Source organism: Mizugakiibacter sediminis (assembly GCF_000953855.2).
Classification (GTDB): domain Bacteria; phylum Pseudomonadota; class Gammaproteobacteria; order Xanthomonadales; family Rhodanobacteraceae; genus Mizugakiibacter; species Mizugakiibacter sediminis.
In genome coordinates, this window is the sequence record NZ_DF970134.1 from 33,544 (window position 1) to 57,713 (window position 24,170).

Here is a 24,170-nt window from a genome sequence, read left to right on the forward strand (position 1 = left end):
CAAGCGTGCAGCGTCGCCGGCCTCGTCCGCAAGTGTGGCACAGTACCGCGTGCGACCCGCAGCCGATGCGGCGGCCACGCGATCCGCGACGACCCCGTCTCCCAGCTCCCGTCTCCCGACATGGCTAAGCTCTACTTCTACTACTCGGCGATGAACGCCGGGAAGACCACCACGCTGCTGCAGAGCGCGCACAACTACCACGAGCGCGGCATGCGCACGCTGATCCTGACGCCGGCGCTGGACGACCGCTACGGCGAGAGCGTGGTCGCCTCGCGCATCGGCCTGAAGGCGAGCGGCCGCCGTTTCGCCCACGACGAGGATCTGTACGCCCTGGCCGAGGCCGACATCGCCGCGCGCGGGCCGCTGCACTGCGTGCTGGTCGACGAGGCGCAGTTCCTCGGCCGCGCGCAGGTGTGGCAGTTGAGCGACGTCGTCGACCGCCTGCGCATCCCGGTGCTGGCCTACGGCCTGCGCACCGACTTTCGCGGCGAGCTGTTCGAGGGCAGCCAGTACCTCCTGGCCTGGGCCGACGAGCTCACCGAGATCAAGACCATCTGCCACACCGGCAAGAAGGCGACGATGGTGGTGCGCGTCGACGCGCAGGGCCGCGCCGTCACGCAGGGTCCGCAGGTGGAGATCGGCGGCAACGAGCGCTACGTCTCGGTCAGCCGCGCCGAGTTCAAGCGCATCATGGCCGGCGAAGGCCGCGTCGAGTTGCAGCAGGCGGTGCTGCCGCTGGGCGAGCCGGCGGCGCCGGCGCCCTGAGCGCGCGGATGCGCCGTCCGTCTCAGCGCTGGCAGCGCGGGCAATAGAACGTCGAACGCTGGCCGAGCGCGATCGCGCGGATCGGCGTGCCGCAGACGCGGCATGGTTCGCCGGCGCGGCCGTACACGGCGAGCTCCTGCTCGAAGTAGCCGGGCGCGCCGTCGGGAGCGAGGAAGTCGCGCAGCGTGGTGCCGCCGCGCGCGATCGCGTGGGCGAGGATGCGCCTCACCGCCGCGGCGAGGCGCGCGTAGCGCGCGCGCGACACCGCGCCGGCGGCGCGCTTCGGATGGATGCCGGCGGCGAACAGCGCCTCGCTGGCGTAGATGTTGCCGACGCCGACCACCACGCCCTGGTCCATCAGGAAGGTCTTCACCGGCGCGCTGCGGCCGCGCGACAGCCGCCACAGGTGGTCGCCGTCGAACGCCGCATCGAGCGGCTCCGGGCCGAGCCCGGCCAGCAGCGGATGCAGCCTGCCCGCCGGCTGCCACAAGAGGCAGCCGAAGCGGCGCGGATCGGTGAAGCGCAGCACGCGGCCGGAATCCAGCGCGAGATCGTAGTGGTCGTGCTTGCCGGCCGGCGTGTCCGCCGGCAGCACGCGCAGGCTGCCGGACATGCCGAGGTGCAGCAGCGCGCTGCCGGCGGCGGTGTGCAGCAGCAGGTACTTGGCGCGGCGCTCCACCGCGTCGATGCGCTGGCCCGGCAGCGCGGTGCGGATCGCGCGCGGGATCGGCCAGCGCAGATCCGGCCGGCGCAGCAGCACGCGCGTGACGCGATGGCCCTCGAGATGCGGGGCGATGCCGCGGCGTGTGGTTTCGACTTCGGGCAGTTCGGGCATGGGGAGCGTCGTCGGTTTGCGCAGGCGATGCAGGGGCCGAGGCGCACCCTGGCGCGTCGCGTCACCTCGTCGCGGGCGCGGCCAGCTCGCGCTGCGGATCCACCGCAAGATAGGGCGTGTAGCGGTCCGGCACCAGGGCGATGCGCGCGCCGACCTGCACGTAGCGCGCGCGCGCGAACGGCGCCAGCGTGCCGAAGCGGAGCGTCTCGCCGTCCAGCGTCAGCGTCGCCGCCGGCGGCGCGAGGCCGATCTTCGCCGGCGCGAAGTCGGACAGCGGCCGCCATTGCAGCGCCGGCGCGGCGGCGATCGCGGCGAGGTCGGCGAGGTGCGCGTCGTCGGCGCGGCCGGCCTGCGGCGCGGTCATCCACCAGTGGCCGTCGCGGCGCTCGAAGCGGCGCGGCGGGCCGCCGGCCATCTGCACCTCGACGCGCGTCACCGCGGCCGGATCGAGCGCGAGCAGCGTGTCCGGCGACGCGGTCCGTTCCTGCCGCAACTGCCACGCCGCCGCGGCCAGCAGCGCGGCGACGCCGGCCGCCAGCGCGAGACGGCGGACGACGACGCGGCGCATCAGCGGCGCCGCCGGCGCCAGGCGATCGCGGCGCCGGCGCCGAGCAGCAGCAACGGCAGCGCGATCAGGAAGCCGAAGGTCAGCGCGGTCAGGCCGCGCTGGCCCAGCGCCAGGCTGCGGTCGGGCGCGCCGCGCGCCGGCAGGTCGACCAGCGCGTCGTCGCCCAGCAGCCAGTCGAACACGCGCTCGCCCAGCGCGCGGTTGCCGCCGTTGCCGAGGAAGCTGTTGGAGAGGAAGTCGCCGTCGCCGATCACGACGACGCGCTGCTCGCCCTTGTCCGGGCTGGGCGACAGCCGCGTCAGCGCCAGGCCGAAGTCGAGCGGGCCGCGCAGCTCGCCCTGGTCGGGATCCTGGCGGATCGGCGCGCCGCCGGCGCCGGGCGCGACCGGCCCGGTCTCGTTCCAGCTCTGCGCGGAGCTGCGCAGCAGCGGCGCCGCCGCCCATGCCGCCGAGCCCTGCACGACGGCCAGCGCGGCGGCCTGCGGGAACAGCGTGGTGAGATCGAAGCCGCGGGTGATCGCGTGCTGCGGATACTGCGTCGCCACGACGAAGCTGGGATCCGGCACCTGCGCGGCCGCGCCCGCCGCGTCGACCAGCGTGCCGGGCAGCACGCGCACGTCGAGCGCGGCGGCCAGCGGCGCCAGCCCGAGGTCGTCGCGGCCGGGCTCGGTCAGCCACAGCAGGTTGCCGCCGCGCTCGAGGTAGTCGGTCAGCGCCGTCACCGCGCGCGGCGCCAGCGCCGCCTGCGGGCTGGCCAGCACCACCAGCGCGGCGTTCTGCGGCACGCCGGCGGCGGCGTCGAGGTTCACCGGCACCGCGCGCATGCCGCGCGCTTCCAGCTGGGCGACGAAGGTGCCGAGGTCGGCGTTGGCCTGGCCGTCCGGGCGGCGCTCGCCGTCGCCGGTAACGAAGGCGACCAGGCGCTCGCCGCCGCGCGCCAGGCGCTGCAGCGCGTTGGTGAAGTCGCGCTCGTTCAGCGTCACCAGCCGCTCCTTGCGGCCGTGCCAGGCGATGGCGAGTTCGCCGTCGACGCTGATGCCGGCCGCGCGCATCGCCGCCGGATCCTGCTCGGGATCGACGAAGCGCAGCGCCAGATCCGGCTTGAAGCGCTGGTAGCGGGCGAGGAACGCGGCGATGATGGGCCGCAGTCCGCTGCCGGGCGTCGCGTAGCTGGTCACCTCGACCGGACCCGCGAGCTGCGCCAGCACGGCCCGGCTCTGCGGCGCCAGGCTGGCGCGCGCGTTCGCGCTCCAGTCGGCGACGAAGCCGTGGCGCGTCGACAGGAAGGCGAGGCAGGCCGCGCCGACCAGCAGCAGCAGCGCGTGCAGCCAGGCGGCGACACGTTCGCGCATCAGCCGCGCACCCTTTCCGCCGCCAGGCGATGCGTCGCCAGCGCCAGCGCCAGCGCGATCGCCAGCGCGAAGTAGAGCAGGTCGACGCTGGCGACCAGCCCGCGCAGCAGCGGCTGCACGTGGGTGGCCATGGCGAGGTAGTTGATCGCGCCGTTGTCGACGCCTTGCGCGCGCGCGCCGGCGTCGATCGCCCACAGCGCCAGCGTCAGCGCGAAGGCCGCGGCCGCGGCCAGCGCCGGGTGCGAGGCGTAGGCCGAGCAGGCCACGCCGATCGCGGCGAGCGTCGCGGTCAGCAGCGCGACGCCGAGCAGCGCGGCGGCGAACTTGCCCCCGTCGAGGTGCGTCGCCGGCGCCAGCGCCAGCGGCATGGCCGCGGCCAGCAGCAGGATGCCGGCCAGCCACGGCAGCACGCCGAGATACTTGCCGAGCACGATCGCGCGCGGCGACTGCCCGCAGGCGAACAGCAGCGGCAGCGTGCGCGCGCGCCGCTCGCCGGCGAGCGCGTGCATGGTCAAAAGCGGCGTCGCCACCAGCAGCAGCTGCGCGGCGGCGGCGAGCAGCGGCACGGCGACCAGGTCGGTGTAGCCGGGCGCGTCCGCCTGCGCGGCGAGGCGCGTCTGCACCTTGAGGAAGCCGTCCAGCAGCTGCAGGAACTGCCAGGCGAGGAAGGCCAGCGCCAGCGCGGCCAGCGTCCAGGCGAACGGCCGCACCGCGAGGCGCTTCAGTTCGAGGCGGGCGACGGCGCGCGCGCTCATGCCGCGGCCGCCCCGGCGGCGATGGCGAGGAAGGTGCGCTCGAGCGCGGCGCCGTCGGTCAGCGGCGCGTCGTGGCGCAGGCGGCCTTCGTGCAGGATGGCGACGCGGTCGCACACGGCGGTCACTTCCGGCAGCAGGTGCGTGGACAGGATCACCGCGCGGCCGCGGCCGAGTTCGCGGATCAGCGTGCGCAGGCTGGCGGTCTGCAGCGGATCGAGGCCGTTGCCGGGTTCGTCCAGCACCAGCAGCGGCGGATCGTGCAGCAGCGCCTGGGCGAGGCCGACGCGCTGGCGCAGGCCGAGCGACAGCGCGCCGCACAGGCGCCGCGCCACCGCGCCGAGGTCGAGCCGCGCCAGCACCGCCTCGATCGCGCGCCGCCGCGCCGCCGCGTGCATGGCGCGCAGGCGGCCGCAGGCGTCGAGGTATTCGCCCACCGTCAGCTCGGCGTACAGCGGCACCTGCTCGGGCAGGTAGCCGACCATGCGGCGCGCCAGGCCGGGATGCTCGGCGAGATCGCGGCCGTCGATGCGCACCGCGCCGCGGCCGGGCGCCAGCACGCCGGCGATCATCGCCAGCGTGGTCGACTTGCCGGCGCCGTTGACGCCGAGCAGGCCGAGCACCTCGCCGCGGTCCAGGCTCAGGCACAGATCCTGCACGACCTCGCGGCCGGCGAGGCGCCGGCCGACGTGGTCGAGGACGAGCAGCTTGGGTTCCGTGTCGAGCATCACCACATTGTCACGGGCCGTGTCGCAAAGTCGCAACCATGCTGGTAGGTATGGCTGGGGTCGCGTAGACTGCGGCGCGCTTCGATCTTCTCCCCCCGCAAAGCTTTCTCATGACCGATTTTCTGCTCGATTTCGCCGCGCGCGGCCTCACCGGCGCCGGCTGGGCCACCTGGCTGGTGTACCTGCTGGTGGTGACGCAGTTCACCATCTTCGCGGTGACGCTGTACCTGCACCGCAGCCAGGCGCACCGCGGCGTGGACTTCCACCCCGCCCTGGCGCACTTCTTCCGCTTCTGGGCGTGGCTGACCACGGCGATGGTCACCAAGCAGTGGGTCGCGGTCCACCGCAAGCACCATGCGCACTGCGAGACCGAGCAGGATCCGCACAGCCCGCAGGTCTACGGCATCGACAAGGTGTTCTGGCAGGGCGCCGAGCTGTACCGCAGCGCCGCCGCCAACGCGGCGGACCTGGAGAAGTACGGCCGCGGCACGCCGGACGACTGGCTGGAGCGGCACCTCTATGCGCGCCACCCCGAGTGGGGTCCGACGCTGATGGCGATCGTCAACATCGCGCTGTTCGGCGCGGTGGGCGTGGCGATCTGGGCGATCCAGATGCTGTGGATCCCGGTGTGGGCCGCGGGCGTGGTCAACGGCATCGGCCACTGGTGGGGCTACCGCAACTTCGAGACCACCGACACCGCCACCAACCTGGTGCCGTGGGGCGTGTGGATCGGCGGCGAGGAGCTGCACAACAACCACCACGCCTTCCCCAGCTCGGCCAAGTTCGCCCTGCGCAAGTTCGAGGTGGACATCGGCTGGGGCGTGATCCGCCTGTGCGAGAAGCTCGGCCTGGCCAAGGTGCTGCGCGTGGCGCCGACGCTGGACCTGCGCCCGAACGTGCACCTGCCCGACACCGAGACGCTGAAGGCCGTACTGACGCACCGCTTCCAGGTGATGACCGATTTCTTCCGCAACGTGATCGTGCCGACCCTGCGCGAGGAGGCCGCGCACGCCGGCGAGAGCCTGAAGGCGACGCCGCGCAAGCTGCGCCGCGCGCTGGCCGACGGCGGCCGCTGGCTGGACGCCACCTCGCGCGAGAAGCTGACCGCGTTCGTGCGCCAGCGCCCGCGCCTCGCCACCGTCTGCGAATTCCGCACGCGCCTCGCCGCGCTGATGGAGCAGCGCGGCGCCGACGCCGCCCTGACCGGCCTGCAGCAATGGTGCCGCGAGGCCGAGGCCAGCGGCATCCGCACGCTGCAGGCGTTCGCCGCGCGGCTGAAGGGCTACGCGGTCGCGCAGGCTTGATCCTCGCGCCTCGCGCAACGGCCGCTTGAGACGACAAACCCGCCGCGAGGCGGGTTTGTCTTTTTCTGCGGGCGGGCCGGTTCAGCCGTGCGGGGCGCCGCGCCCGTGCGCCGCGGCGATCGCTTCCTCCACCGCGGCGGCGAATCCGGCGGGATCCTGCATGGGCGCGAAATGGCTGACGTCCTTGAGCACGACCGCGCGCGCATGCGGAATGGTCGCGGCGATGAACTCCGAATGCGACCGCTTGATGCTTTCGTCGTGGTCGGCGATGGCCACCATCGTCGGCACGCGGATGGCCGCAAGCTGCGCGGCGGTGTAGTCCGGCTGCGGCATGGCGTCGTAGGCGGCCCGAAAGCGGGCATAGCCGTCCGGCGTCGGCGAGAGGCGCCGGTATTCGGATTTCGAGCGCTGCAGGGCGAGCCGCACCGCCGCGAGATCGCGGGGATGCGGCTCGATGCCTTCCGCGTTGGTGTTGGCGCCCTGGATGAACAGGCCGCTCAGCAGCTCCGGATGGTGGATCGCGATGTCGAGGCCGATGATGCCGCCGTCGCTGGTGCCGACGAGATAGACGGGCTGCGCATGCAGAAATCGCAGCAGGGCCACGTAGTCGCTTGCGAAGAGCGGATACGAGAGCGGTTGCGCGCCCAGCGAACTGCGCCCGAAACCGCGGGTATCGGCCACGATGACGGTGTGATCCCTGGCCAGGCGCGGGACCACCCCGCCCCAATCGTCCGCGCTGCCGAGGCCGTTGTGGATGAGCAGGATCGCGGGGCCGTGGCCGAACACGGCGTAATACATGCGGATGCCGTCGATCGCGGCCCGTCCCGAACGCAGCGGTGCGGGGAGTTGCGCGACGGGCGGCAGGGTTTCCCAGCGCGGCGCGCCGGCCGTCGCCGCGCCGGCGGGGCGGATGAACAGCAGCAACGCGGCAGCGAAAAAGAGGCCCTGCATCGACCGGGAAGCAATGCGACCGGACATGGCGATTCCTCAGCGTGGAGGCGCAGCCATGCTCCGAGCATCCCCGCGCACCGGCAATCCCCCGAAGGTCACGCGGCGGCGCATGGCAAGGACACCGCACCGGCGGGCGCGCAAAAACGAAACCCCGCCTTGCGGCAGGGTTTCGACGGAAAGGCGACAGGATGGCGATCCGTGCCGGCAGGGCCGGGCGCAGCGCGTGGCGATCCAGGGGCGCCGGACCCCGGCTCGCGCCGGGTCACTTGATCTTGCCTTCCTTGTAGATCACGTGCTTGCGGACGACGGGGTCGTACTTCTTGACCTCCATCTTGTCCGGCGTGTTCTTCTTGTTCTTGTCGGTGGTGTAGAAGTGGCCGGTGCCGGCCGAGGAGATCAGGCGGATCTTGTCGCGCTTGGAAGCCATGGTTCAGTCCTCCTCAGATCTTCTCGCCGCGGGCACGCAGCTCGGCGATCACGGCCTCGATGCCCTTCTTGTCGATGGTGCGCAGCGCCTGGTTGGAAACGCGCAGCTTGACCCAGCGGTTCTCGCTGGGCACCCAGAACCGGCGCTCGTGCAGGTTGGGCAGCCAGCGGCGGCGGGTCTTGTTGTTGGCGTGCGAGACGTTGTTGCCGACCTGCACGCGCTTTCCGGTGACTTGGCAAACTCGGGCCATGATGTGCTCCGAAAGCTCGTAGGACCGCCCTTTGGCCAGGACGGCATCGGCCCAGCGGCCGGCCCGGTCCGACCGGGCTGCGCCACGCGGTGCTGGAGTCGATCGCCGCATGCGCCCGGACCGCGTCCCGGAACGCCCCCGGCAGGCGCCGGGTCGGCGTGAAACAGCTCATCATTATGGCATCGGCCGCGCGCGCGCGGCAAGCACGGGATGCAGCCTGCGCGCGGGTATGGGACAATCCCCGCCTTTGTCCGATCCTGTTTATCGAGGGGAGTTCGAGCACCATGGCAGACAACACGCCGGTCCAGCCCAACGGCCAGGCCACGCAGGCGCAGCTGGCGCTGCAGAAAATCTACGTCCGGGACGCGTCCTTCGAGGCGCCGAACGCCCCGCGCATCTTCCAGGAGATCGGCGAGAGCCAGCAGGCGCCGCAGGTGCAGCTGAACCTCAGCCACAAGGCCGACCAGCTCGCCGACGGCGTCTTCGAGGTCGTGCTGACGCTGACCCTGACCTGCACCCTGCAGGACCGCACGGTCTACCTCGCCGAGGTGCACCAGGCCGGCATCTTCGGCGTGGCCGGTTTCGCCGACGCCGAGCGCGACGCGATCCTCGGCAGCTACTGCCCGAACGTGCTGTTCCCGTACGCCCGCCAGATGATCTCCGAACTGGTGGTCAACGGCGGCTTCCCGCCGTTCCTGCTGCAGCCGATCAACTTCGACGCCCTCTACAGCGAGCAGCTGCGCCGGCGCGCCGAGGCGCCCGCCGCCAACGCCTAGGCGATGGGCAAGCGACCGACGGTCGCGGTGCTGGGCGCCGGCTCCTGGGGCACGGCGCTCGCCGCGCTGCTGGCCCGCAACGACGTGCCCACGCGGCTGTGGGGGCGCGACGTCGAGGCGCTGGCGGCGATGGCCGCCACGCGCCGCAACGCCCGCTACCTGCCCGACTGCGAGCTGCCGGCGGAACTCGCCTTCGAGCCGGATCTCGACCGGGCGCTGGCCGGCGTCGATCTCGCGCTGATCGTGGTGCCGAGCCACGCCTTCCACGCACTGCTGGACGAAGTGGCGCCGCGGCTGCCGGCAGGCGCCGGCCTGGCGTGGGCGGTCAAGGGTTTCGAGCCCGGCACCGGTCGCTTCCTGCACGAACTGGTCGCGGAACGCCTGCCGCGGACGCCGGCGGCGGTGGTCACCGGCCCTTCGTTCGCCAGGGAGGTGGCGCAGGGTCTGCCGACGGCGGTGACCGTGCACTCGGCCGATCCCGCCTTCGCGCAGTTCGTCGCCGGCCTGCTGCATGCGCCGATGTTCCGCGCCTACACCGGCACCGACGTGATCGGCGCCGAGCTGGGCGGCGCGATGAAGAACGTGCTGGCGGTGGCGGTCGGCGTCGCCGACGGCATGCAGCTCGGCCTGAACGCGCGCGCCGGCCTGATCACGCGCGGCCTGAACGAGATGCTGCGCCTCGGCGTCGCCATCGGCGCGCGCGCGGAAACGCTGATGGGGCTCGCCGGCCTCGGCGACCTGGTGCTGACCTGCACCGGCGACCTCTCGCGCAACCGCCGCCTCGGTCTCGCGCTCGGCCGCGGCGTGCCGCTCGCGCAGGCGCTGGCCGAGATCGGCCAGGTGGTGGAGAGCGTGGTCACCGCCGACGAGGTGATGCGCCTCGCCGAGCGCCACGGCCTCGACCTGCCGATCGCCGGCGGCGTGCGCGCCGTGCTGCACGACGAGATCACCCCGACGGAAGGCCTGCGCGCGCTGCTGGCGCGCGAACCGAAGGCGGAATATCCCGACGCGTGGTTCTGCCGCTGAGACGCAACCGTGCGGCGAACCTGCGGCCGGCCTGAACGCGAAGTTTGATCTGGCTTGCGGTTTCGCCCCGGGGCGGTGCTAGGCTATCCGTTTTGGTCATGCCAGCGCGCGAGGGCGGATGCCGCAGCCGACCCAGCAACCCAAGGACGGGCGACACGAAACCCGCAGCGGTGACGGCGAAGTCCGTCTGCCGACGGCATGGCAGCGACTGCTGGAAGGCCGCACGACCGACGCCGCGCCGCACGAGGCGCAGACGCTCGGCTTCTTCCTCGACCTGGCGCAGGACGAAAGCAGCCCGGCCGCGCACGTCGAGGTGGCTCCGGTATTGCTGCAGGCGCTGCCGGAAGGCCGCATCGGCCGCGCGGTGCCGCTGGACGGGCGCAGGCTCGCGCAGGCCGGACTGAAGCCCGTCGAACAGCGCCTCGCCGCCAGCGTGCTCGGACTGCCGCAGACGCAGCGCAAGGGCCGCAGCTATGCGCGCCTGACCGGCGCCGTCGCCGACGCGCTGCTGCTCGAGATCCTGGATGTCGCGCCCTGCTTCCTCGGCGGGGTGGCCGGCCTGCGCCTGGCGCGCGGCCGCGCGCGGCCGCTGCGCTGGCACTGGGAAACCCTGCGCGACGGCCATCAGCGCCTGCTGCCGCAGCTCGATCACGGCGCGCGCCTGATCCGCGTCGACGCGCTGTGGTTCCTCGATCCCGAACGCGCCGAACTGGGGCCGCTGGACGGCCCCGCCGAAGAAGCCGCGCTGCTGGACGCGCCGCCGCTGGCGCCCGAGCACAGCGAGCCGCTGCGCGCGGCGCTGATCGGTTCCGCGCTGGAAGGCCGCGTGCCGCCGCCGCGCGTGTTCGCCGCACCGCAACGCGCCGACCTCAAGCCGAAGCCGGTGCTGACGCTGCACGCGCTGACCCGCCATGCGCGGCTCGCCGCCGGCACGCCGCCGCTGGCGTACGCGCGCCTCGCCTTCGACTACGGCGGCGAGCGCCTGCCCGGCCGCGGCGGCGAAGCGCTGGTGCGCCGCGTGCGCGACAACAAGCTGGTCGAGATCACGCGGCGGCGCGCGGAGGAACTGGCCGCGATGGAGCGGCTCGAGGCCAAGGGCCTGGCGCCGGCGGTCGACTGCGAGGGCCTGCCCTGGGATCTCGCCGACACCCTGCCCGAGGACGCCTGGCTGTTTCCCGGCAGAGGCTACGCCGGCGCGCTCGAGGTCAACACGCCCGCGCGCTGGCTGGCGCTGCGGCCGAAGCTCGAACAGGACGGCTTCAGCCTCGACTACGCCTCGAGTTTCCCGTTCGAGGTGCTGGAAGGCCCGCCGCGCTGGTACGGCGTCGCCGAGCCGGACGAGGACGGCCACGCCTTCCAGCTGGAGATCGGCATCGAGATCGAGGGCAGGCGCGTCAACATGCTGCCCGCGGTGGCGCAGGCGCTGGCCGAGCACCAGATTGCGCTGACGCCGACCGCCAACGAGCCCGAGGATGCGGTGTGGTACGCGCCGGTCGACGAGCGCCGCCGCGTGCCGGTGCGCCTCAAGGTGCTGCGCGGCCTGCTGGCGCCGCTGGCCGAATACCTCGAGCGGCCGCGCGAGAAGCTGCACCTGCCGCGCGTGCAGGCAGGGCGCCTGGAAGAATTCGCCGAGGCGCTGCCGAAGAGCGGCACGCTGGAGGCGCCGCCCGCGCTCGCCGGTTTCGCGCAGCGCCTGCGCGAGGCCGCCGCGCACGCCTCCGACGCGGTGCCGGCCGAGCTGCAGGCCGAGCTGCGGCCGTACCAGCGCGAAGGCCTGCGCTGGCTGAATGCGCTCGCCGAAGCCGGCCTCGGCGGCGTGCTCGCCGACGACATGGGCCTCGGCAAGACCGTGCAACTGCTCGCGCACCTGCTGGCGCTGAAGGCCGCCGGCGGCTTGAAACGGCCCGCGCTGATCGTCGCGCCGACCAGCCTGATCCCGAACTGGGAGGGCGAGGCCGCGCGCTTCGCGCCGTCGCTGCGCGTGCTCACCCTGCACGGTCCGGACCGCGCGCAGACGTTCGCGCGCCTCGGCGAGTGCGACGTGGTGCTGACCAGCTATGCGCTGCTGCCGCGCGACCTTGCCGCGCTGAAGCCGCAGCGTTTCGCGCTGGTGGTGCTGGACGAGGCGCAGCAGGTGAAGAATCCGCGCACGCAGGCGCGCCGCGCCGTGCTGGCGCTGAAGGCGGAACGCCGCGTCTGCCTGACCGGCACGCCGCTGGAAAACCACCTCGGCGAGCTGTGGTCGCAGCTCGACCTCGTCGTGCCGGCGCTGCTCGGCGACGAAGGCACGTTCCGCCGCCACTACCGCCAGCCGATCGAACGCTACGGCGACGCCGAATGCCAGGCGCGCCTGAACCGCCGCATCGCGCCGTTCATCCTGCGCCGCACCAAGACGCAGGTCGCCACCGAACTGCCGCCGAAGACCGAGATCGCGCGCACCGTCACCCTCGAAGGCCGCCAGCGCGAGCTGTACGACAGCCTGCGCCTGACGCTGGCCGAGGAGCTGCGCGAGGTGATCGCGCAGCGCGGCCTCGAGCAGAGCGGCATCGTCGTGCTGGATGCGCTGCTGAAGCTGCGCCAGGTGTGCTGCGATCCGCGCCTGGTCAAGCTCGAAGCCGCGCGCGGCGTGCGCGAGTCGGCGAAGATGGAACTGCTGATGGACATGCTGCCGGCGCTGGTCGCCGAAGGCCGGCGCGTGCTGCTGTTCAGCCAGTTCACCGAGATGCTGGGGCTGATCGCGCGCGAGCTCGACCGCCGCCACATCCGCTACGTCACCCTCACCGGCGAGACCCGCGATCGCGCCGAACCGGTGCGCCGCTTCCAGGAAGGCGAGGTGCCGCTGTTCCTGCTGTCGCTGAAGGCCGGCGGCGTCGGCCTCAACCTCACCGCCGCCGACACCGTCATCCACTACGACCCGTGGTGGAACCCCGCCGCCGAGGCGCAGGCCTCCGACCGCGCGCATCGCATCGGCCAGGACAAGCCGGTGTTCGTCTACCGCCTGATCTGCGCCGGCACCGTCGAGGAACGCATCGAAGCGCTCAAGGCCCGCAAAGCCGAACTCGCCGAAGCCGTGCTCGCGGGTGGCGGCACCCGCGACCGGCTGGCCTTCGACGAGGCGGATCTCGAGGCGTTGTTCGCCTAGCGTCCGCGGTTTCGCGGCGCGCGGGCGTTGTGGAACGGGCGCGGTTGAACGCCACCGTGCGATCGTCGGATGTCGCATCTCAGGTGCGAAGCGGTGTCGGGTCTTGAATGATCGTGCGGCAGCGGAAGAGCCGATGCGGGAGCGGCCTGATCGTGCGGGCGGGCTCCCGGTGTCTGCGCCTCCCTGCGAACGATGGGCGCGCAGTCGTTCCCGTTGCAGCGTCCCGACTATCGCGCCGCCGCTGTCTACGGCTCCCGCCGCAGCCCGCTCGCCGCCAGCGCGTCGAGGTAGGCCTGCCAGTTCTTCGCGTAGCCGCGGCCGAGTGCGTACAGCGTGCCCCAGGCGAAGATGCCGGTGGCGTGGCCGTCGTCGAAGCGCAGCAGCACGCCGTAGTTGCCGACCGGTTCGATGGCGTCGATGTTGACGTGACGCTTGCCGGCGACCAGCACGCGCTGGCTGGGATGGTGGCCCTGCACTTCCGCGCTGGGCGAATGCGTGCGCAGGTATTCGCAGGGCAGCTCGAAACGCTCGCCGTTGTCGAAAGCGACCTCGAGGGTGTGCGAGGCGCGGTGCAGGACGATGTCGGTGGGGTGCGGCGTGCGCGTCATCCGCCTAGTCTAGCGGCGCGCGGATCGAGGCGGCCTGGCCTGCGTCAAGCGGGCGCGCGCATCGCGCAGCGGCAGGGCGGTAGCCGGCGGGAGGGAAGCCCGCGCTGCTCCGGATCCCGTGGCAGCCCTTCCCGCTTCCGCCCGGGCGGAAGCGGGGCGCACGCGGCGGAGGCGGTTCGACCGGCGAGGTGGAGCGCTCAGTGTGCGCGGCCGATGCCGGAATCGCCCTGCTCCAGCGCCGGCGCCGCGCCGGCGACGTCGAGCAGGGCCTGCGCGTAAGGCTCGTCGAAGCTGATCGTGGAGACCTCGTCCCAGGCGAAGAACGACGGCTCGCGCAGCCATTCGGCGTCCGGGGTGATCTCCTGCAGGTTGAAGCCGTCGTCCTCGAAGTTCAGCAGACGGCCGATGTAGCAGACCTCCTGCTCGTCCTCGCTGTCGACGTGCACGCCGATCACCGGCGCCTGCAGGCTGGCCGCCTCGACCACCTGGCCGACGTCGTCCAGCGGGAAGCCGCGCGGCAGGCGCGGCACGACGCCCTTCAGCGCCAGCGCCTTCTCCATGAAGCGATGGTGCTTCTCCGGCGCTTCCAGTTCGGTGATGTCGCGGTGGCGCAGGGCGTACAGGCCGTCGAAGCCGATGGAATCGCCGACCACCCACAGCAGCACGAACTCGCGGCCGATGCCGGCCACGTAGCCGCAGAAGCTGCCGTGCTCGAGCTCGCCGCGCCACAGGCGGACGAGCTGCCGATGCTGCTGCGCCTCGCGCAGGCGCACGCGCAGACTGTTGGTCTTGAGCGGAATGACGGTACCCATAGCAGGACAAGTCTAGCAGGCGGGGCGTTAAGCCTCAGAGGATGTAGCGGCTGAGGTCCTCGTCGCCGATCAATTTTCCCAGCCTTTTGTCGACATATTCGGCGTCGATCAGATATTTTTCGCCGCTTTTGTCTGCCGCTTCGTAGGAGATCGCCTCCAGCAGCCGCTCCATGACGGTGTGCAGGCGGCGGGCGCCGATGTTCTCGGTGCGTTCGTTGACCTGGTGGGCCACCTCGGCCAGCCGGTCGATGCCGGAATCGGTGAACTGCAGCGCGACGCCCTCCGTGCCGAGCAGCGCAACATACTGTTTCGTAAGGGCGTTGTTGGGTTCGCGCAGGATGCGTTTGAAGTCGTCGACGCTGAGCGCGGAGAGCTCGACGCGGATCGGCAGGCGGCCCTGCAGCTCCGGGATCAGGTCCGACGGTTTGGCCAGCGAGAACGCGCCGGAGGCGATGAACAGCACGTGGTCGGTGCGGATCGGGCCGTACTTGGTGGAGACGGTCGAGCCTTCGACCAGCGGCAGCAGGTCGCGCTGCACGCCCTCGCGGCTGACCGACGCCCCGCCCCACTCCGCGCGCTGGCAGATCTTGTCGATCTCGTCGATGAAGACGATGCCGTTCTGCTCGGCGGCGGTCACGGCTTGTTCGCGGATCTCGTCCTCGTTGAGCAGCTTGGACGCCTCCTCCTCGACCAGCAGCGGCCGCGCCGCGCGCAGGGTCATCTTGCGCTTCTGCGTCTTCGCGCCGGAGAGGTTCTGGAACAGCGAGCGCAGTTGCTGGCTCATCTCCTCCATGCCGGGCGGCGTCATGATCTCGATGCCGACGTTCATGGCGAGGTCGAGCTCGATCTCGCGGTCGTCCAGCGCGCCCTCGCGCAGTTGCTTGCGCAGCTTCTGCCGGGTCTCGCCGCCGTCGGCGGCCGGCGCCGACGGCTGGTCCCAGCCGGCCGCCTGACGGCGCGGCAGCAGCGCGTCCAGCAGGCGGTCCTCGGCGCGGTCCTCGGCCTGGCTCTTCACACGCGCCTTGGCCTGCTCGCGGGTCAGCTTGTAGGCGACGTCGGCGAGGTCGCGCACGATCGACTCCACGTCCTTGCCGACATAGCCGACCTCGGTGAACTTGGTCGCCTCGACCTTGACGAACGGCGCGTTGGCCAGCGTCGCCAGGCGGCGCGCGATCTCGGTCTTGCCGACGCCGGTGGGGCCGATCATCAGGATGTTCTTCGGCGTGACCTCGTCGCGCAGCTCGCGCGGCAGCTGCATGCGCCGCCAGCGGTTGCGCAGGGCGATGGCGACGGCGCGCTTGGCGTCGTGCTGGCCGACGATGTAGCGGTCGAGCTCGTTGACGATTTCGCGGGGGGTCAGTTCGGACATGGATTGCCTGCGGACGGGTAGCAGCGAGCGTGCTCGCGGCCGGATATGCGTGGCGGTGTCATCCGGATAGGGGGTTCTGCCGGTCGCCCGCGTGCGGGCTCATCGGGGTCGCCTGCACGCAGGCTCCTACAGTTCCTCGATGCTGACGTTGTGGTTGGTGTAGATGCAGATGTCGCCGGCGATCTTCAGCGCCTTCTCGACGACGCTGCGTGCGTCCAGCGTGGAGTTCTCCAGCAGCGCCTTGGCCGCGGCCTGCGCGTAGGGGCCGCCGGAGCCGATCGCGATCAGGCCCTGCTCCGGTTCGAGCACGTCGCCGTTGCCGGAGATCAGCAGCGAGGTGTCGCGGTCGGCCACCGCCAGCATCGCCTCGAGGCGGCCGAGGCGGCGGTCGGTGCGCCAGTCCTTGGCCAGCTCCACCGCGGCGCGCGTGAGGTTGCCGCCGTGTTTGGTCAGCTTCTCCTCGAACAGCTCGAACAGGGTGAAGGCGTCGGCGGTGGCGCCGGCGAAGCCGGCCAGCACGTCGCCCTTGCCGAGGCGGCGGATCTTGCGCGCGTTGGCCTTCATCACCGTGTTGCCGAGCGTGACCTGGCCGTCGCCGCCGATCACGACGCGGCCGTCGCGGCGCACGGAGACGATGGTGGTGGCGTGGAAGGATTCCATGACGGTGCCCCGCTGGCTGGAACAGCCCAACATGGGGGAGCCGGGTCCGAATCCAAGCCCGCCCGGCGGCCCTGCCCCGGCCGCGGCTTTGCGCGATCCGATCCCCGCCGGCCCGCCGTCGTGGAGGGATCCGTCGCTGTGCCGCGCGCGGCGCCTCGTCGGCGGTCTATTTGCGCCGCGCGCGCGGATGGGCGGCGTCGTAGACGCGCGCCAGGTGCTGGAAGTCGAGGTGGGTGTAGATCTCGGTGGTGCCGATGTCGGCATGGCCGAGCAGTTCCTGCACGGCGCGCAGGTCGCCGGAGGATTCCAGCAGGTGGCTGGCGCAGGAATGGCGCAGCAGGTGCGGATGGATGCGCTTGGCGATGCCCTGGCGCAGCGCCAGCGTCTTCAGCCGCGCCTGCACCGTGCGCGGGGTCAGCGCGCCGCCGTGGCGCGAGACGAACACCGGCGCGTCGGGGGCCGCGCCGCCGGCGGCCGCCAGCGCGCGCAGCGCGGCGCAGGCGTGGCGGCCGACCGGCACGATGCGCGTCTTGCCGCCCTTGCCGGTGACGCGCACCAGGCCCTCGTCGAGGTCGAGCGCGCCCCAGCGCAGGCCGACCAGCTCCGACAGGCGCAGCGCGCTCGAATAGAACAGCTCCAGCATCGCGCGGTCGCGCGGGCCGAGCGTGCCTTCGGCCGGCAGCTCGACCAGCGCGTTGGCCTCGTCGGTGTCCAGCACCTGCGGCAGCTTGCGCCGTACCTTGGGCGCGCGCACGCCGGCGGCGGGATCGTGCGCCAGCGCGCCGCTGCGGGCGAGGAAGCGGAACAGGCTGCGGCAGGTGGACAGCACGCGCTGCAGGCTCTTCGGCGACAGCCCCGCGCGATGCTCGGCGGCGACGAAGCCGCGCAGCAGGTCGGGCGTCAGCGCGTCGAAGCGCGCCAGTCCGCGCGCCTGCATCCAGCGCGCGAGCTTGTCGAGGTCCTGCCGGTAGCCGGCGAGCGTGTGCGGCGAGTAGCGGCGCTCGACGGCGAGATGGTCGAGGAAGCGGGCGACGCCGTCGGCCAGCGCCTCGGCCACGTCACGCCTGCGGGAAGCGGGCCAGCGCGGTGGCGACCGCTTCCGCGATCAGCTTGAGGAAGATCGTGCCCATGCCCGGATGGAAGCGGTTGGGATCGTCGCTGCCGATCGCCAGCGCGCCGGCGTCGGCGATGCGCATCAGCGTGGCCGAGCGCACGGCGCCGGCCTCCTCGCCGAACAGGTATTCGAGCTTGTCCTGCGCCAGGCGTCCGCACAGCGGCTCGCCGCGCGCGAGGAATTCGGCGAATGCCGGCAACGCCGCCGGGCCGGCCGGTTCCAGCAGCAGCCACGGTGCGGCCGGCAGTTCGGGATCGGCGCGGAACAGCAGCAGGCGCACCTGCTCGGTGTCGAAGTCCTCGGTCAGGCTGGCCACCACCGTGCGCACGGTCTCGCCCAGCGTGGGCGCGCGCATCAGCGCCAGCGTCAGCGAGTGCACGCGCACCATCAGCTGTTCGTTGTCGCCGGCCACTTCGATCAGCTCGGCCAGGCGGCGGGTCAGCTCGCGGTTCTTCTCGCGCAGCACCTCGAGCTGGTAGCTGGCCAGCGAGGCGGCGGGGCCGTGTTCGCGCGGTATCAGCAGCGACAGCGCGAGGTCGGGGAAATCCTTGAGGAAGTTGGGATGGCCGCGCAGGTAGGCGGCCACGTCCATCGCTTCCAGGCCGTCCTTCAGGGTCATCTCGGCCATGCATGCACCTCGTTCGGCGTTGCGCGAAGTGTGGGCGTTCGCGCCGGCATGCGCAACGGTTCAGTCGAGGTATTCGCCCTCGTAGACGAAGGCCGCGGGGCCGCTCATCCACAGCGTGTGGCCCGGGCCTTCCCAGGCGATGGTCAGCATGCCGCCGGGCAGCGCGACGCGCACGCGCGGGCCGACGCGGTCGCGCCGCCGCAGCACGGCGACCGCGGCGCAGGCGCCGGTGCCGCAGGCGAGCGTCCAGCCGGCGCCGCGCTCGTGCACGCGCAGGCGCACCGCGTCCTCGCCGAGCACCTGCACGAAGCCGGCGTTGACGCCGGCGGGAAAGCGCGGATGCGCGGTCAGCGCGGGGCCGAGGCGGTCGACGCGCGGATCGGCGATGTCCGTCACCTCGACCACGGCGTGCGGGTTGCCCATCGATACCGCGCCGATCTGCACGATCTCGTCGCCCAGCGCCAGCGCGTAGCGGTCGGCCTCGGCCGGCGCGTCGAACGGAATGCCGGCGGGCGCGAACAGCGGCGCGCCCATGTCGACGGCGATCTCGCCGTCGGCGCCGATGCGCACGGTGACCGGTCCCGCCGGGCTCTGCAGCCGCGCGGCGCCGACGCCCAGCGCGCCGGCGCGGCGCAGCCACGCGGCGACACAGCGCACGCCGTTGCCGCACTGGCGCGCGGGCGAGCCGTCGCTGTTCCAGATGCCATAGGCGTAGGCGCAGCCCGGAGCGTCGGCCGTCTCGATGGTCAGCAGCTGGTCGAAGCCGATGCCGCGGTGGCGGTCGCCCATGCGCGCGACACGCGATGCGTCCAGCAGCGGGCGGCCGGCGCGCGCGTCGATCACGGCGAAGTCGTTGCCCGCGCCGTGCATCTTGGTGAAGGCGATGGGCATCTCAGCCGCTGCTCGAGGCGGGCGCCGGCGGCGTCGTCGCGGCCGGCGCCGGCGCGGCGCTGGCGGCGGGTGCGGGCGGCGCCGGCCGCGTCGGCAGCACCAGCGGGCCCTTGTTGCCGCAGCCGGCGAGCGCGGCGGCGGCCAGCAGCGGTAGGAGGGTCAGCGCACGGCGCATCGGCGAGGCCTGTCGAAGCTCGGAGATGCGCCAGTATAGCCGTCGGCGTGCGCGCTCAGCGGTGCAGCCGGTGCGCGCAGCGCGGCCGCTCTGCGGGAGCGTCGGGCCGGTGTTGCTCCGGCTCCCCGGCCTTGGGCGCGTCCGCCGCGGGCTTCGCGGCGTCCTTGTCCGCCGGCGCGGGCGGCTGCGCGATCGCGCCGACCGTCACCGTGCCCTTCCACTGCGCGTCGCGCGCGGCGAAATACAGCTTCGGATCCCAGCGCGCCGGCGCCCAGAAGTCGCCGCCGCAGCCGGCGCGCGGCACCCGCACGCCGTTGACTTCGACGACGGCGCCGGCGCAGTCCTGGCGCGCGGAAGCGTGCAGGATGCCGCTGTCGAAGCCGGTGCGCGAACCCGTCATCTGGAACAGCGCGAGGCGCAGTTGCTTCTCCATGCGCGGCTTGGCGACCGGATCGCCGTAGGTTTCGTAGAGCTCGTAGGCCGCCGCCTTGGCCTGTTCGCGCTGCGCCGCGGTCAGCTCGGACCACAGGCGGTCGCGGGTGGCGAGGAACTGCGGGTAGCCGCGCTCGGCGGACACCGCGATCCAGGCGTAGGCGGTGACCGGATCCTTGGCCACGCCGTTGCCGTTGAGATACATCAGGCCGATGGAAAGCTGCGAGAGCTTGTCGGCGTAGTAGGCGCCCAGCTTGAAGTACTTCAGCGCGCCCTCGTAGTCGTGCGCGGCGAAATGGCGCACGCCGGCGAATTCGCCGAACTGGTCGGGATGGCCCCAGGTGGAGGCTTCGTTCATCGCCCGCAGCAGGCGCTGCATCGAGGCGTCGAGTTCGGGATCCTCGGCGCGGCCGGGCGGGGCTGCGGCCATTGCGAGGGCGATGGCGAGGGTGGCGAGCAGGCGTTTCATCGGCGGCTCCTTGCGCGTACGCATCCCGGAATCTTTCCGGCCCGGCTGTAGTACTCCGCGAGGGGGCGGGCCGCAAGTGCGGGCGGCCGTGCCGTGGCGAAGTTCGGGGCGCGCGGCGCGCGTTCACCGCAGTGGCTTGACGTACAGCAGCGCGTCGGCGCCGTCTTCGTAATAGCCGCGGCGCCGGCCGCGGGGCTGGTAGCCGTCGCGCTCGTACAGGCGCCGGGCGGCGACGTTGCCCGTCCGCACCTCCAGGCGCAGCGCATGGCAGCGCCGCTCACGCGCCAGCCGCTCGGCGCTGGCGAGCAGCGCCGCCGCCACGCCGCGCCCGCGCGCCTCCGGCGCGGTGGCGAGCGAGTACAGCCGGGCCGTGCGCGAGTTGCGGCGGAAGAACAGCACGGCGGAGCCAAGCAGACGGCCGGCCGCCGTCGCCACCAGCACCGCGGCGCTGGCGCTGTCGAGGTGGCGGCGGTACTGTGCGCGGCTGATCAGGTCGCTGTCGAACACCTGCCGTTCCAGCGCGACCAGGGCGTCGAGATCGTCGGCAACGGCGCGGCGGATGCGGGCGACGGGCGGGGAGGCGGGGTCGGGCGGCACGCGCGGCAGGGTAGTGACCGCCCTGGCTGACTGCAAGCCATATCCGGCGACGCCCTCCGCTTGTGCGCCGCAGAGGCTGTGCCAAACTTGGCGGCGTCGCCGCATCGAGACGCCGGCCTGCCCGGGCGCCGCCGGTCGACCCACCGCACGAGGTGCCATGAGCCGGCTCGTCATCGTCGTCGAGAAAGCCTCCGACTGGGGCTCCTACTACCCGTCCGACAACGTCGTCACCGCCATGGACTACCTGCGCGAGCCCGTCGGCGGGGAGGAGCGCACGCACGTCGTCAACCTGTGCCGCAGCTACAAGTACCTCGGCACCGGCTACTACGTCTCGCTGCTGGGCGAGGCGCGCGGCCACCGCGTGATCCCCTCGGTGCGCACCATCAACGACCTGCGCAAGCGCGCGCTGTACGGCCTCGACGTCGAGGACCTCAACCAGAAGCTGGCCAACTTCCTGCCGGCCGGCGGCCGCGACACCACCGACCTCGGCATCCTGGTCTACTTCGGCGAGACCTCCTACCCGGCGCTGAAGGATCTGGCGCGGCAGGTGTTCGAGCTGTTCCCCTGCCCGCTGCTGCGCATCGAGTTCGAGCGCGAACGCGTGTGGCGCATCAGCGCGATCAAGCCGATCGGCCTGCACACGCTGGACGACCCGCAGGAAGACGCGTTCGCGCAGTCGCTGGACGCGTTCTCGAAGAAGCTATGGCGCAAGCCGCGCGCGCGCCGCCAGTACCGCTACGACCTCGCCATGCTGGTCGATCCCGAGGAGGCGATGCCGCCCTCGGACAGGAAGGCGCTGAAGTCGTTCATCGCCGCCGGCAAGGAGATCGGCATCGAGGTCGACCCGATCGGCAAGAACGACTACACGCGCCTCGCCGAATACGACGGCCTGTTCATCCGCGAGACCACCGCGCTCGACCACCACACCTACCGCTTCGCGCACAAGGCCGAGCGCGAGGGCATGGTGGTGATCGACGATCCCACCTCGATCCTGCGCTGCACCAACAAGATCTACCTGCACGACCTGCTGCGCTCGCGCAAGCTGGCCGTGCCGCGCACCGAGATCCTCTACAAGGACGATCCCAGGCAGCTCAAGGAGCTGCCCGAGCGGCTCGGCCTGCCGATGGTGCTGAAGATTCCGGACGGATCGTTCTCGCGCGGCGTGGTCAAGGTGGACAGCGTCGAGGCGCTGGAGAAGGCCGCGGCGGAGCTGTTCCAGAGCACGGCGCTGGTGATCGCGCAGGAGTTCCTCTACACCGAATACGACTGGCGCGTCGGCGTGCTCAACCACGAGGCGCTGTACGCCTGCCAGTACTTCATGTCGCGCGGCCATTGGCAGATCTACAACCACGGCGCCAAGGGCAGCGCCAAGTCCGGCGGCTTCAAGACGCTGCCGGTGCGCGAGGCGCCCGCCGAGGTGATCAAGCTGGCGCTGAAGGCGACGCAGCCGATCGGCGACGGCCTGTACGGCGTCGACATCAAGCAGACCAAGGATCGCGTGGTGGTGATCGAGGTGAACGACAACCCCTCGGTCGACGCCGGCGTCGAGGACGCCTACCTCGGCGAGGACCTCTACCGGCGCATCATGGAGGAGTTCCTGCGCCGCATGCAGCGCAAGCGCCTCGGCGTGGCCTGAGCGCCGCGCGCCTCAGCGGGCGAAGGCGCATCCGCGCGGGCGCGGCCTCGCCGCGCGCAGCAGCGCCAGCGGCAGACGCGGCGCCAGCGCGGCGAGCAGGGCCAGCGGCGCGCCGACCAGCCAGAACGCCGCGCTCCAGCCGAGCAGACGGTCGTACAGCGGCAGCGGCGTCAGCAGCAGCGTCGGCAGTCCGGCGCCGAGCCAGGCCAGGGCGATGGCGGCGCGCGCGCGGCGGCGCGCCAGGCGGGGCGTGGCAGCGATGCGGGTCGTGGTCATGGCGAACCTCCTGTGCGCGCACCTTCGCGCCCGCGCATCTCAGCGGCTGCGACATGCCGCCGCTCGGGTACCATGGAAGCGCGCCGGACGCGCGTGGGCGTCGCGGCGACCGTCCGGATGCCACGCGCCCCTCGCAGGGAGACGCCATGAACGACGCACCGCCGCGCTTCGCGGTCTTCGGCCACCCGATCAAGCACTCCCTGTCGCCGGAGATCCACGCCGCCTTCGGCCGCCAGACCGGCCGCGAGCTGGTCTACGCCGCGATCGACGCGCCGCCGGCACGCTTCGCCGGGATCGCGCGCGAGTTCTTCGCCGGCGGCGGGCGCGGCGCCAACGTCACCCTGCCGGACAAGCGCCTCGCCTTCGAACTCGCCGAGGTGCGCACCGCCGCGGCGGAACGCGCCGGCGTGGCCAACGTGCTGACCGCGTTGGCGGACGGCCGCCTCGAAGCCGACAACACCGACGGCGCCGGCCTGGTGCGCGATCTGGCGGAGCGCCACCGCGTCGACCTGCGCGGCCACGACGCGCTGCTGCTGGGCGCGGGCGGCGCCGCGCACGGCGTCGCCGGCGCGCTGCTGGACGCCGGCGTGCGCAGCCTGACCATCGTCAACCGCACCGCCGCCGCCGCGGACGCGCTGGCCGACCGCCTCGGCGATCCGGCGCGCGTGCACACGCGCTACTGGGAAGATCTCGGCAGCATCGGCAGCTTCGACCTGATCGTCAACGGCACCTCGGCCGGCGTGCTGGGCGAGGCGTTGGAGCTGCCGTTCTCGATCGCCGCCAACCGCGCACTGTGCTACGACCTCGCCTACGGCGCCGCCGCGGCCGGCTTCCTCGCCTGGGCGCGCGCGGCCGCCGCGCGCTACGCGTTCGACGGCCTCGGCATGCTGGTGGAAACCGCCGCCGATGCCTTCGAACGCTGGCACGGCGTGCGCCCGGACACCGAGCCGGTCTACCAGATGCTGCGCGCGCGCACGGCCTGAACCTGCCTCAGGCGCCGGCGAGGCGTTCCAGCCGCAGCGCCAGCAGGCGCTTGACGTCGGGCCATTCGGCCGCGGTGATGCTGTAGACCACGGTGTCGCGCACGCTGCCGTCGCGGCGCTTCTGGTGCGCGCGCAGCACGCCGTCGCGGCGCGCGCCCAGCTTCTCGATCGCGCGCTGCGAGGCCTGGTTGTAGAGGTCGGTGCGCAGCTCCACCGCGGTGCAGCCGAGCCGTTCGAAGGCGTGCTCCAGCAGCAGCGCCTTGCACGCGGTATTGAGGTGCGTGCGCTGGAAGCGCGCCGCGTACCAGGTGTAGCCGATCTCCACGCGCGGCAGGCCGGCGTCGATGTTGCAATAGCGCGTCGAGCCGGCGATCTCGCCGCTGCGGCGCTCGCGCACGGCGAACGGCAGCATGCGGCCTTCCGCGCGGCCGGCCAGCGCGGCGGCGATGTAGGCCGCGGCCTCGCCCGGCGCCGGCACCGAGGTGTACCACAGCTTCCACAGCTCGCCGTCGCGCGCGGCCGCTTCCAGCGCGGGCGCGTGCGCCGCCGTCAGCGGTTCGAGGATGACGTGGGCGTTCTGCAGCGTGGCGGCGGACGGCGGCGTGTGCATCGGATCGGGAGCTTGACGGCGAAGGTGCGGCGGG

General features: G+C 72.6%; 27 protein-coding genes. 7 read left to right on the forward strand and 20 right to left on the reverse strand.

The features are described from left to right. The first annotated feature begins 120 nt into the window (after positions 1-120). Positions 121-765 carry a thymidine kinase gene (locus MBSD_RS00400; protein ID WP_062534010.1) on the forward strand — a complete coding sequence of 215 codons (645 nt, stop codon included), beginning with the start codon at positions 121-123 and terminating at the stop codon, positions 763-765. 22 nt (positions 766-787) lie between these two features. Here the strand turns inward: MBSD_RS00400 and mutM are convergent, their stop codons facing one another. From mutM to MBSD_RS00425, 5 genes are all read right to left on the reverse strand, one after another. Then, entirely contained in the window at positions 788-1,600 is an 813-nt protein-coding gene (gene mutM, locus MBSD_RS00405; RefSeq protein ID WP_062534012.1) for a bifunctional DNA-formamidopyrimidine glycosylase/DNA-(apurinic or apyrimidinic site) lyase, read from the reverse strand. A 61-nt stretch (positions 1,601-1,661) separates the two neighbouring features. Beyond that, positions 1,662-2,168: a hypothetical protein gene (locus MBSD_RS00410; protein ID WP_062534013.1), complete on the reverse strand. Its 507-nt coding sequence runs from the start codon at positions 2,166-2,168 to the stop codon at positions 1,662-1,664. Further along, entirely contained in the window at positions 2,168-3,520 is a 1,353-nt protein-coding gene (locus MBSD_RS00415; RefSeq protein ID WP_062534015.1) for a GldG family protein, read from the reverse strand. Before MBSD_RS00415 ends, MBSD_RS00410 begins: the two co-directional genes overlap by 1 nt. After that, positions 3,520-4,275 (reverse strand): ABC transporter permease, encoded by a 756-nt coding sequence (locus MBSD_RS00420; RefSeq protein ID WP_062534017.1) that lies wholly within the window; start codon positions 4,273-4,275, stop codon positions 3,520-3,522. Before MBSD_RS00420 ends, MBSD_RS00415 begins: the two co-directional genes overlap by 1 nt. After that, entirely contained in the window at positions 4,272-5,000 is a 729-nt protein-coding gene (locus MBSD_RS00425) for an ABC transporter ATP-binding protein (RefSeq protein ID WP_062534019.1), read from the reverse strand. The genes MBSD_RS00420 and MBSD_RS00425 overlap by 4 nt, the downstream gene beginning before the upstream one ends. A gap of 110 nt (positions 5,001-5,110) precedes the next feature. On the opposite strand from MBSD_RS00425, the gene MBSD_RS00430 reads away from it, so the two are divergent. Then, on the forward strand, positions 5,111-6,304 hold the full coding sequence (locus MBSD_RS00430) for a DesA family fatty acid desaturase (RefSeq protein ID WP_062534021.1): 1,194 nt from the start codon (positions 5,111-5,113) through the stop codon (positions 6,302-6,304). Between the two features lie 81 nt (positions 6,305-6,385). Here MBSD_RS00430 and MBSD_RS00435 read toward each other — a convergent pair whose 3' ends face one another. The 3 genes from MBSD_RS00435 to rpmB all read right to left on the reverse strand — a co-directional run bounded on the left by MBSD_RS00435 (position 6,386) and on the right by rpmB (position 7,932). Next, positions 6,386-7,282 carry an alpha/beta fold hydrolase gene (locus tag MBSD_RS00435; RefSeq protein ID WP_082306394.1) on the reverse strand — a complete coding sequence of 299 codons (897 nt, stop codon included), beginning with the start codon at positions 7,280-7,282 and terminating at the stop codon, positions 6,386-6,388. Between the two features lie 235 nt (positions 7,283-7,517). Further along, complete coding sequence (rpmG, locus tag MBSD_RS00440) at positions 7,518-7,682, reverse strand: 50S ribosomal protein L33 (RefSeq protein WP_062534025.1); 165 nt, start codon at positions 7,680-7,682, stop codon at positions 7,518-7,520. A 13-nt stretch (positions 7,683-7,695) separates the two neighbouring features. Then, positions 7,696-7,932 carry a 50S ribosomal protein L28 gene (gene rpmB, locus MBSD_RS00445; RefSeq protein WP_062534027.1) on the reverse strand — a complete coding sequence of 79 codons (237 nt, stop codon included), beginning with the start codon at positions 7,930-7,932 and terminating at the stop codon, positions 7,696-7,698. Positions 7,933-8,216: 284 nt separating this feature from the next. On the opposite strand from rpmB, the gene secB reads away from it, so the two are divergent. The 3 genes from secB to MBSD_RS00460 all read left to right on the forward strand — a co-directional run bounded on the left by secB (position 8,217) and on the right by MBSD_RS00460 (position 12,876). After that, a complete protein-coding gene (gene secB / locus MBSD_RS00450) occupies positions 8,217-8,708 on the forward strand; it encodes a protein-export chaperone SecB (protein ID WP_062534029.1) in 492 nt (163 codons plus the stop codon). A 3-nt stretch (positions 8,709-8,711) separates the two neighbouring features. After that, positions 8,712-9,734: an NAD(P)H-dependent glycerol-3-phosphate dehydrogenase gene (locus MBSD_RS00455; RefSeq protein WP_062534031.1), complete on the forward strand. Its 1,023-nt coding sequence runs from the start codon at positions 8,712-8,714 to the stop codon at positions 9,732-9,734. 118 nt (positions 9,735-9,852) lie between these two features. Next, a complete protein-coding gene (locus tag MBSD_RS00460) occupies positions 9,853-12,876 on the forward strand; it encodes a DEAD/DEAH box helicase (protein WP_062534033.1) in 3,024 nt (1,007 codons plus the stop codon). Between the two features lie 245 nt (positions 12,877-13,121). On the opposite strand, the gene MBSD_RS00465 is transcribed toward MBSD_RS00460, so the two are convergent. The 10 genes from MBSD_RS00465 to MBSD_RS00510 form a co-directional block, all read right to left on the reverse strand. Beyond that, positions 13,122-13,484 carry a gamma-butyrobetaine hydroxylase family protein gene (locus MBSD_RS00465; protein ID WP_062534035.1) on the reverse strand — a complete coding sequence of 121 codons (363 nt, stop codon included), beginning with the start codon at positions 13,482-13,484 and terminating at the stop codon, positions 13,122-13,124. 197 nt (positions 13,485-13,681) lie between these two features. After that, complete coding sequence (locus MBSD_RS00470; RefSeq protein ID WP_062534037.1) at positions 13,682-14,296, reverse strand: hypothetical protein; 615 nt, start codon at positions 14,294-14,296, stop codon at positions 13,682-13,684. 34 nt (positions 14,297-14,330) lie between these two features. Then, a complete protein-coding gene (gene hslU, locus MBSD_RS00475) occupies positions 14,331-15,665 on the reverse strand; it encodes an ATP-dependent protease ATPase subunit HslU (protein ID WP_062534039.1) in 1,335 nt (444 codons plus the stop codon). A gap of 126 nt (positions 15,666-15,791) precedes the next feature. Beyond that, positions 15,792-16,325: an ATP-dependent protease subunit HslV gene (hslV, locus tag MBSD_RS00480; protein ID WP_062534040.1), complete on the reverse strand. Its 534-nt coding sequence runs from the start codon at positions 16,323-16,325 to the stop codon at positions 15,792-15,794. Positions 16,326-16,491: 166 nt separating this feature from the next. Further along, on the reverse strand, positions 16,492-17,382 hold the full coding sequence (gene xerC / locus MBSD_RS00485) for a tyrosine recombinase XerC (protein ID WP_082306395.1): 891 nt from the start codon (positions 17,380-17,382) through the stop codon (positions 16,492-16,494). Between the two features lies 1 nt (position 17,383). Further along, a complete protein-coding gene (locus MBSD_RS00490; RefSeq protein WP_062534041.1) occupies positions 17,384-18,067 on the reverse strand; it encodes a DUF484 family protein in 684 nt (227 codons plus the stop codon). Between the two features lie 60 nt (positions 18,068-18,127). Next, the gene (gene dapF / locus MBSD_RS00495) at positions 18,128-18,958 is read right to left on the reverse strand and encodes a diaminopimelate epimerase (protein ID WP_062534042.1); all 831 of its coding nucleotides are present in this window, start codon (positions 18,956-18,958) and stop codon (positions 18,128-18,130) included. 1 nt (position 18,959) lies between these two features. Next, entirely contained in the window at positions 18,960-19,133 is a 174-nt protein-coding gene (gene lptM / locus MBSD_RS00500) for an LPS translocon maturation chaperone LptM (protein ID WP_114693175.1), read from the reverse strand. Between the two features lie 55 nt (positions 19,134-19,188). Next, the gene (locus tag MBSD_RS00505) at positions 19,189-20,034 is read right to left on the reverse strand and encodes an SEL1-like repeat protein (protein ID WP_187300519.1); all 846 of its coding nucleotides are present in this window, start codon (positions 20,032-20,034) and stop codon (positions 19,189-19,191) included. A gap of 123 nt (positions 20,035-20,157) precedes the next feature. Beyond that, a complete protein-coding gene (locus tag MBSD_RS00510; protein WP_425478080.1) occupies positions 20,158-20,667 on the reverse strand; it encodes a GNAT family N-acetyltransferase in 510 nt (169 codons plus the stop codon). A gap of 121 nt (positions 20,668-20,788) precedes the next feature. Between MBSD_RS00510 and MBSD_RS00515 the strand changes: the two genes are divergently transcribed. Beyond that, on the forward strand, positions 20,789-22,267 hold the full coding sequence (locus MBSD_RS00515; RefSeq protein WP_062534045.1) for a RimK family protein: 1,479 nt from the start codon (positions 20,789-20,791) through the stop codon (positions 22,265-22,267). A 12-nt stretch (positions 22,268-22,279) separates the two neighbouring features. Here MBSD_RS00515 and MBSD_RS00520 read toward each other — a convergent pair whose 3' ends face one another. Continuing rightward, positions 22,280-22,543: a hypothetical protein gene (locus tag MBSD_RS00520; RefSeq protein WP_062534047.1), complete on the reverse strand. Its 264-nt coding sequence runs from the start codon at positions 22,541-22,543 to the stop codon at positions 22,280-22,282. A gap of 146 nt (positions 22,544-22,689) precedes the next feature. On the opposite strand from MBSD_RS00520, the gene aroE reads away from it, so the two are divergent. Beyond that, positions 22,690-23,526: a shikimate dehydrogenase gene (gene aroE, locus MBSD_RS00525; protein ID WP_062534050.1), complete on the forward strand. Its 837-nt coding sequence runs from the start codon at positions 22,690-22,692 to the stop codon at positions 23,524-23,526. Between the two features lie 7 nt (positions 23,527-23,533). Here the strand turns inward: aroE and MBSD_RS00530 are convergent, their stop codons facing one another. After that, positions 23,534-24,136, reverse strand: coding sequence for a GNAT family N-acetyltransferase (locus MBSD_RS00530; protein ID WP_062534052.1), 603 nt, complete (start codon positions 24,134-24,136; stop codon positions 23,534-23,536). Positions 24,137-24,170: the final 34 nt, after the last annotated feature.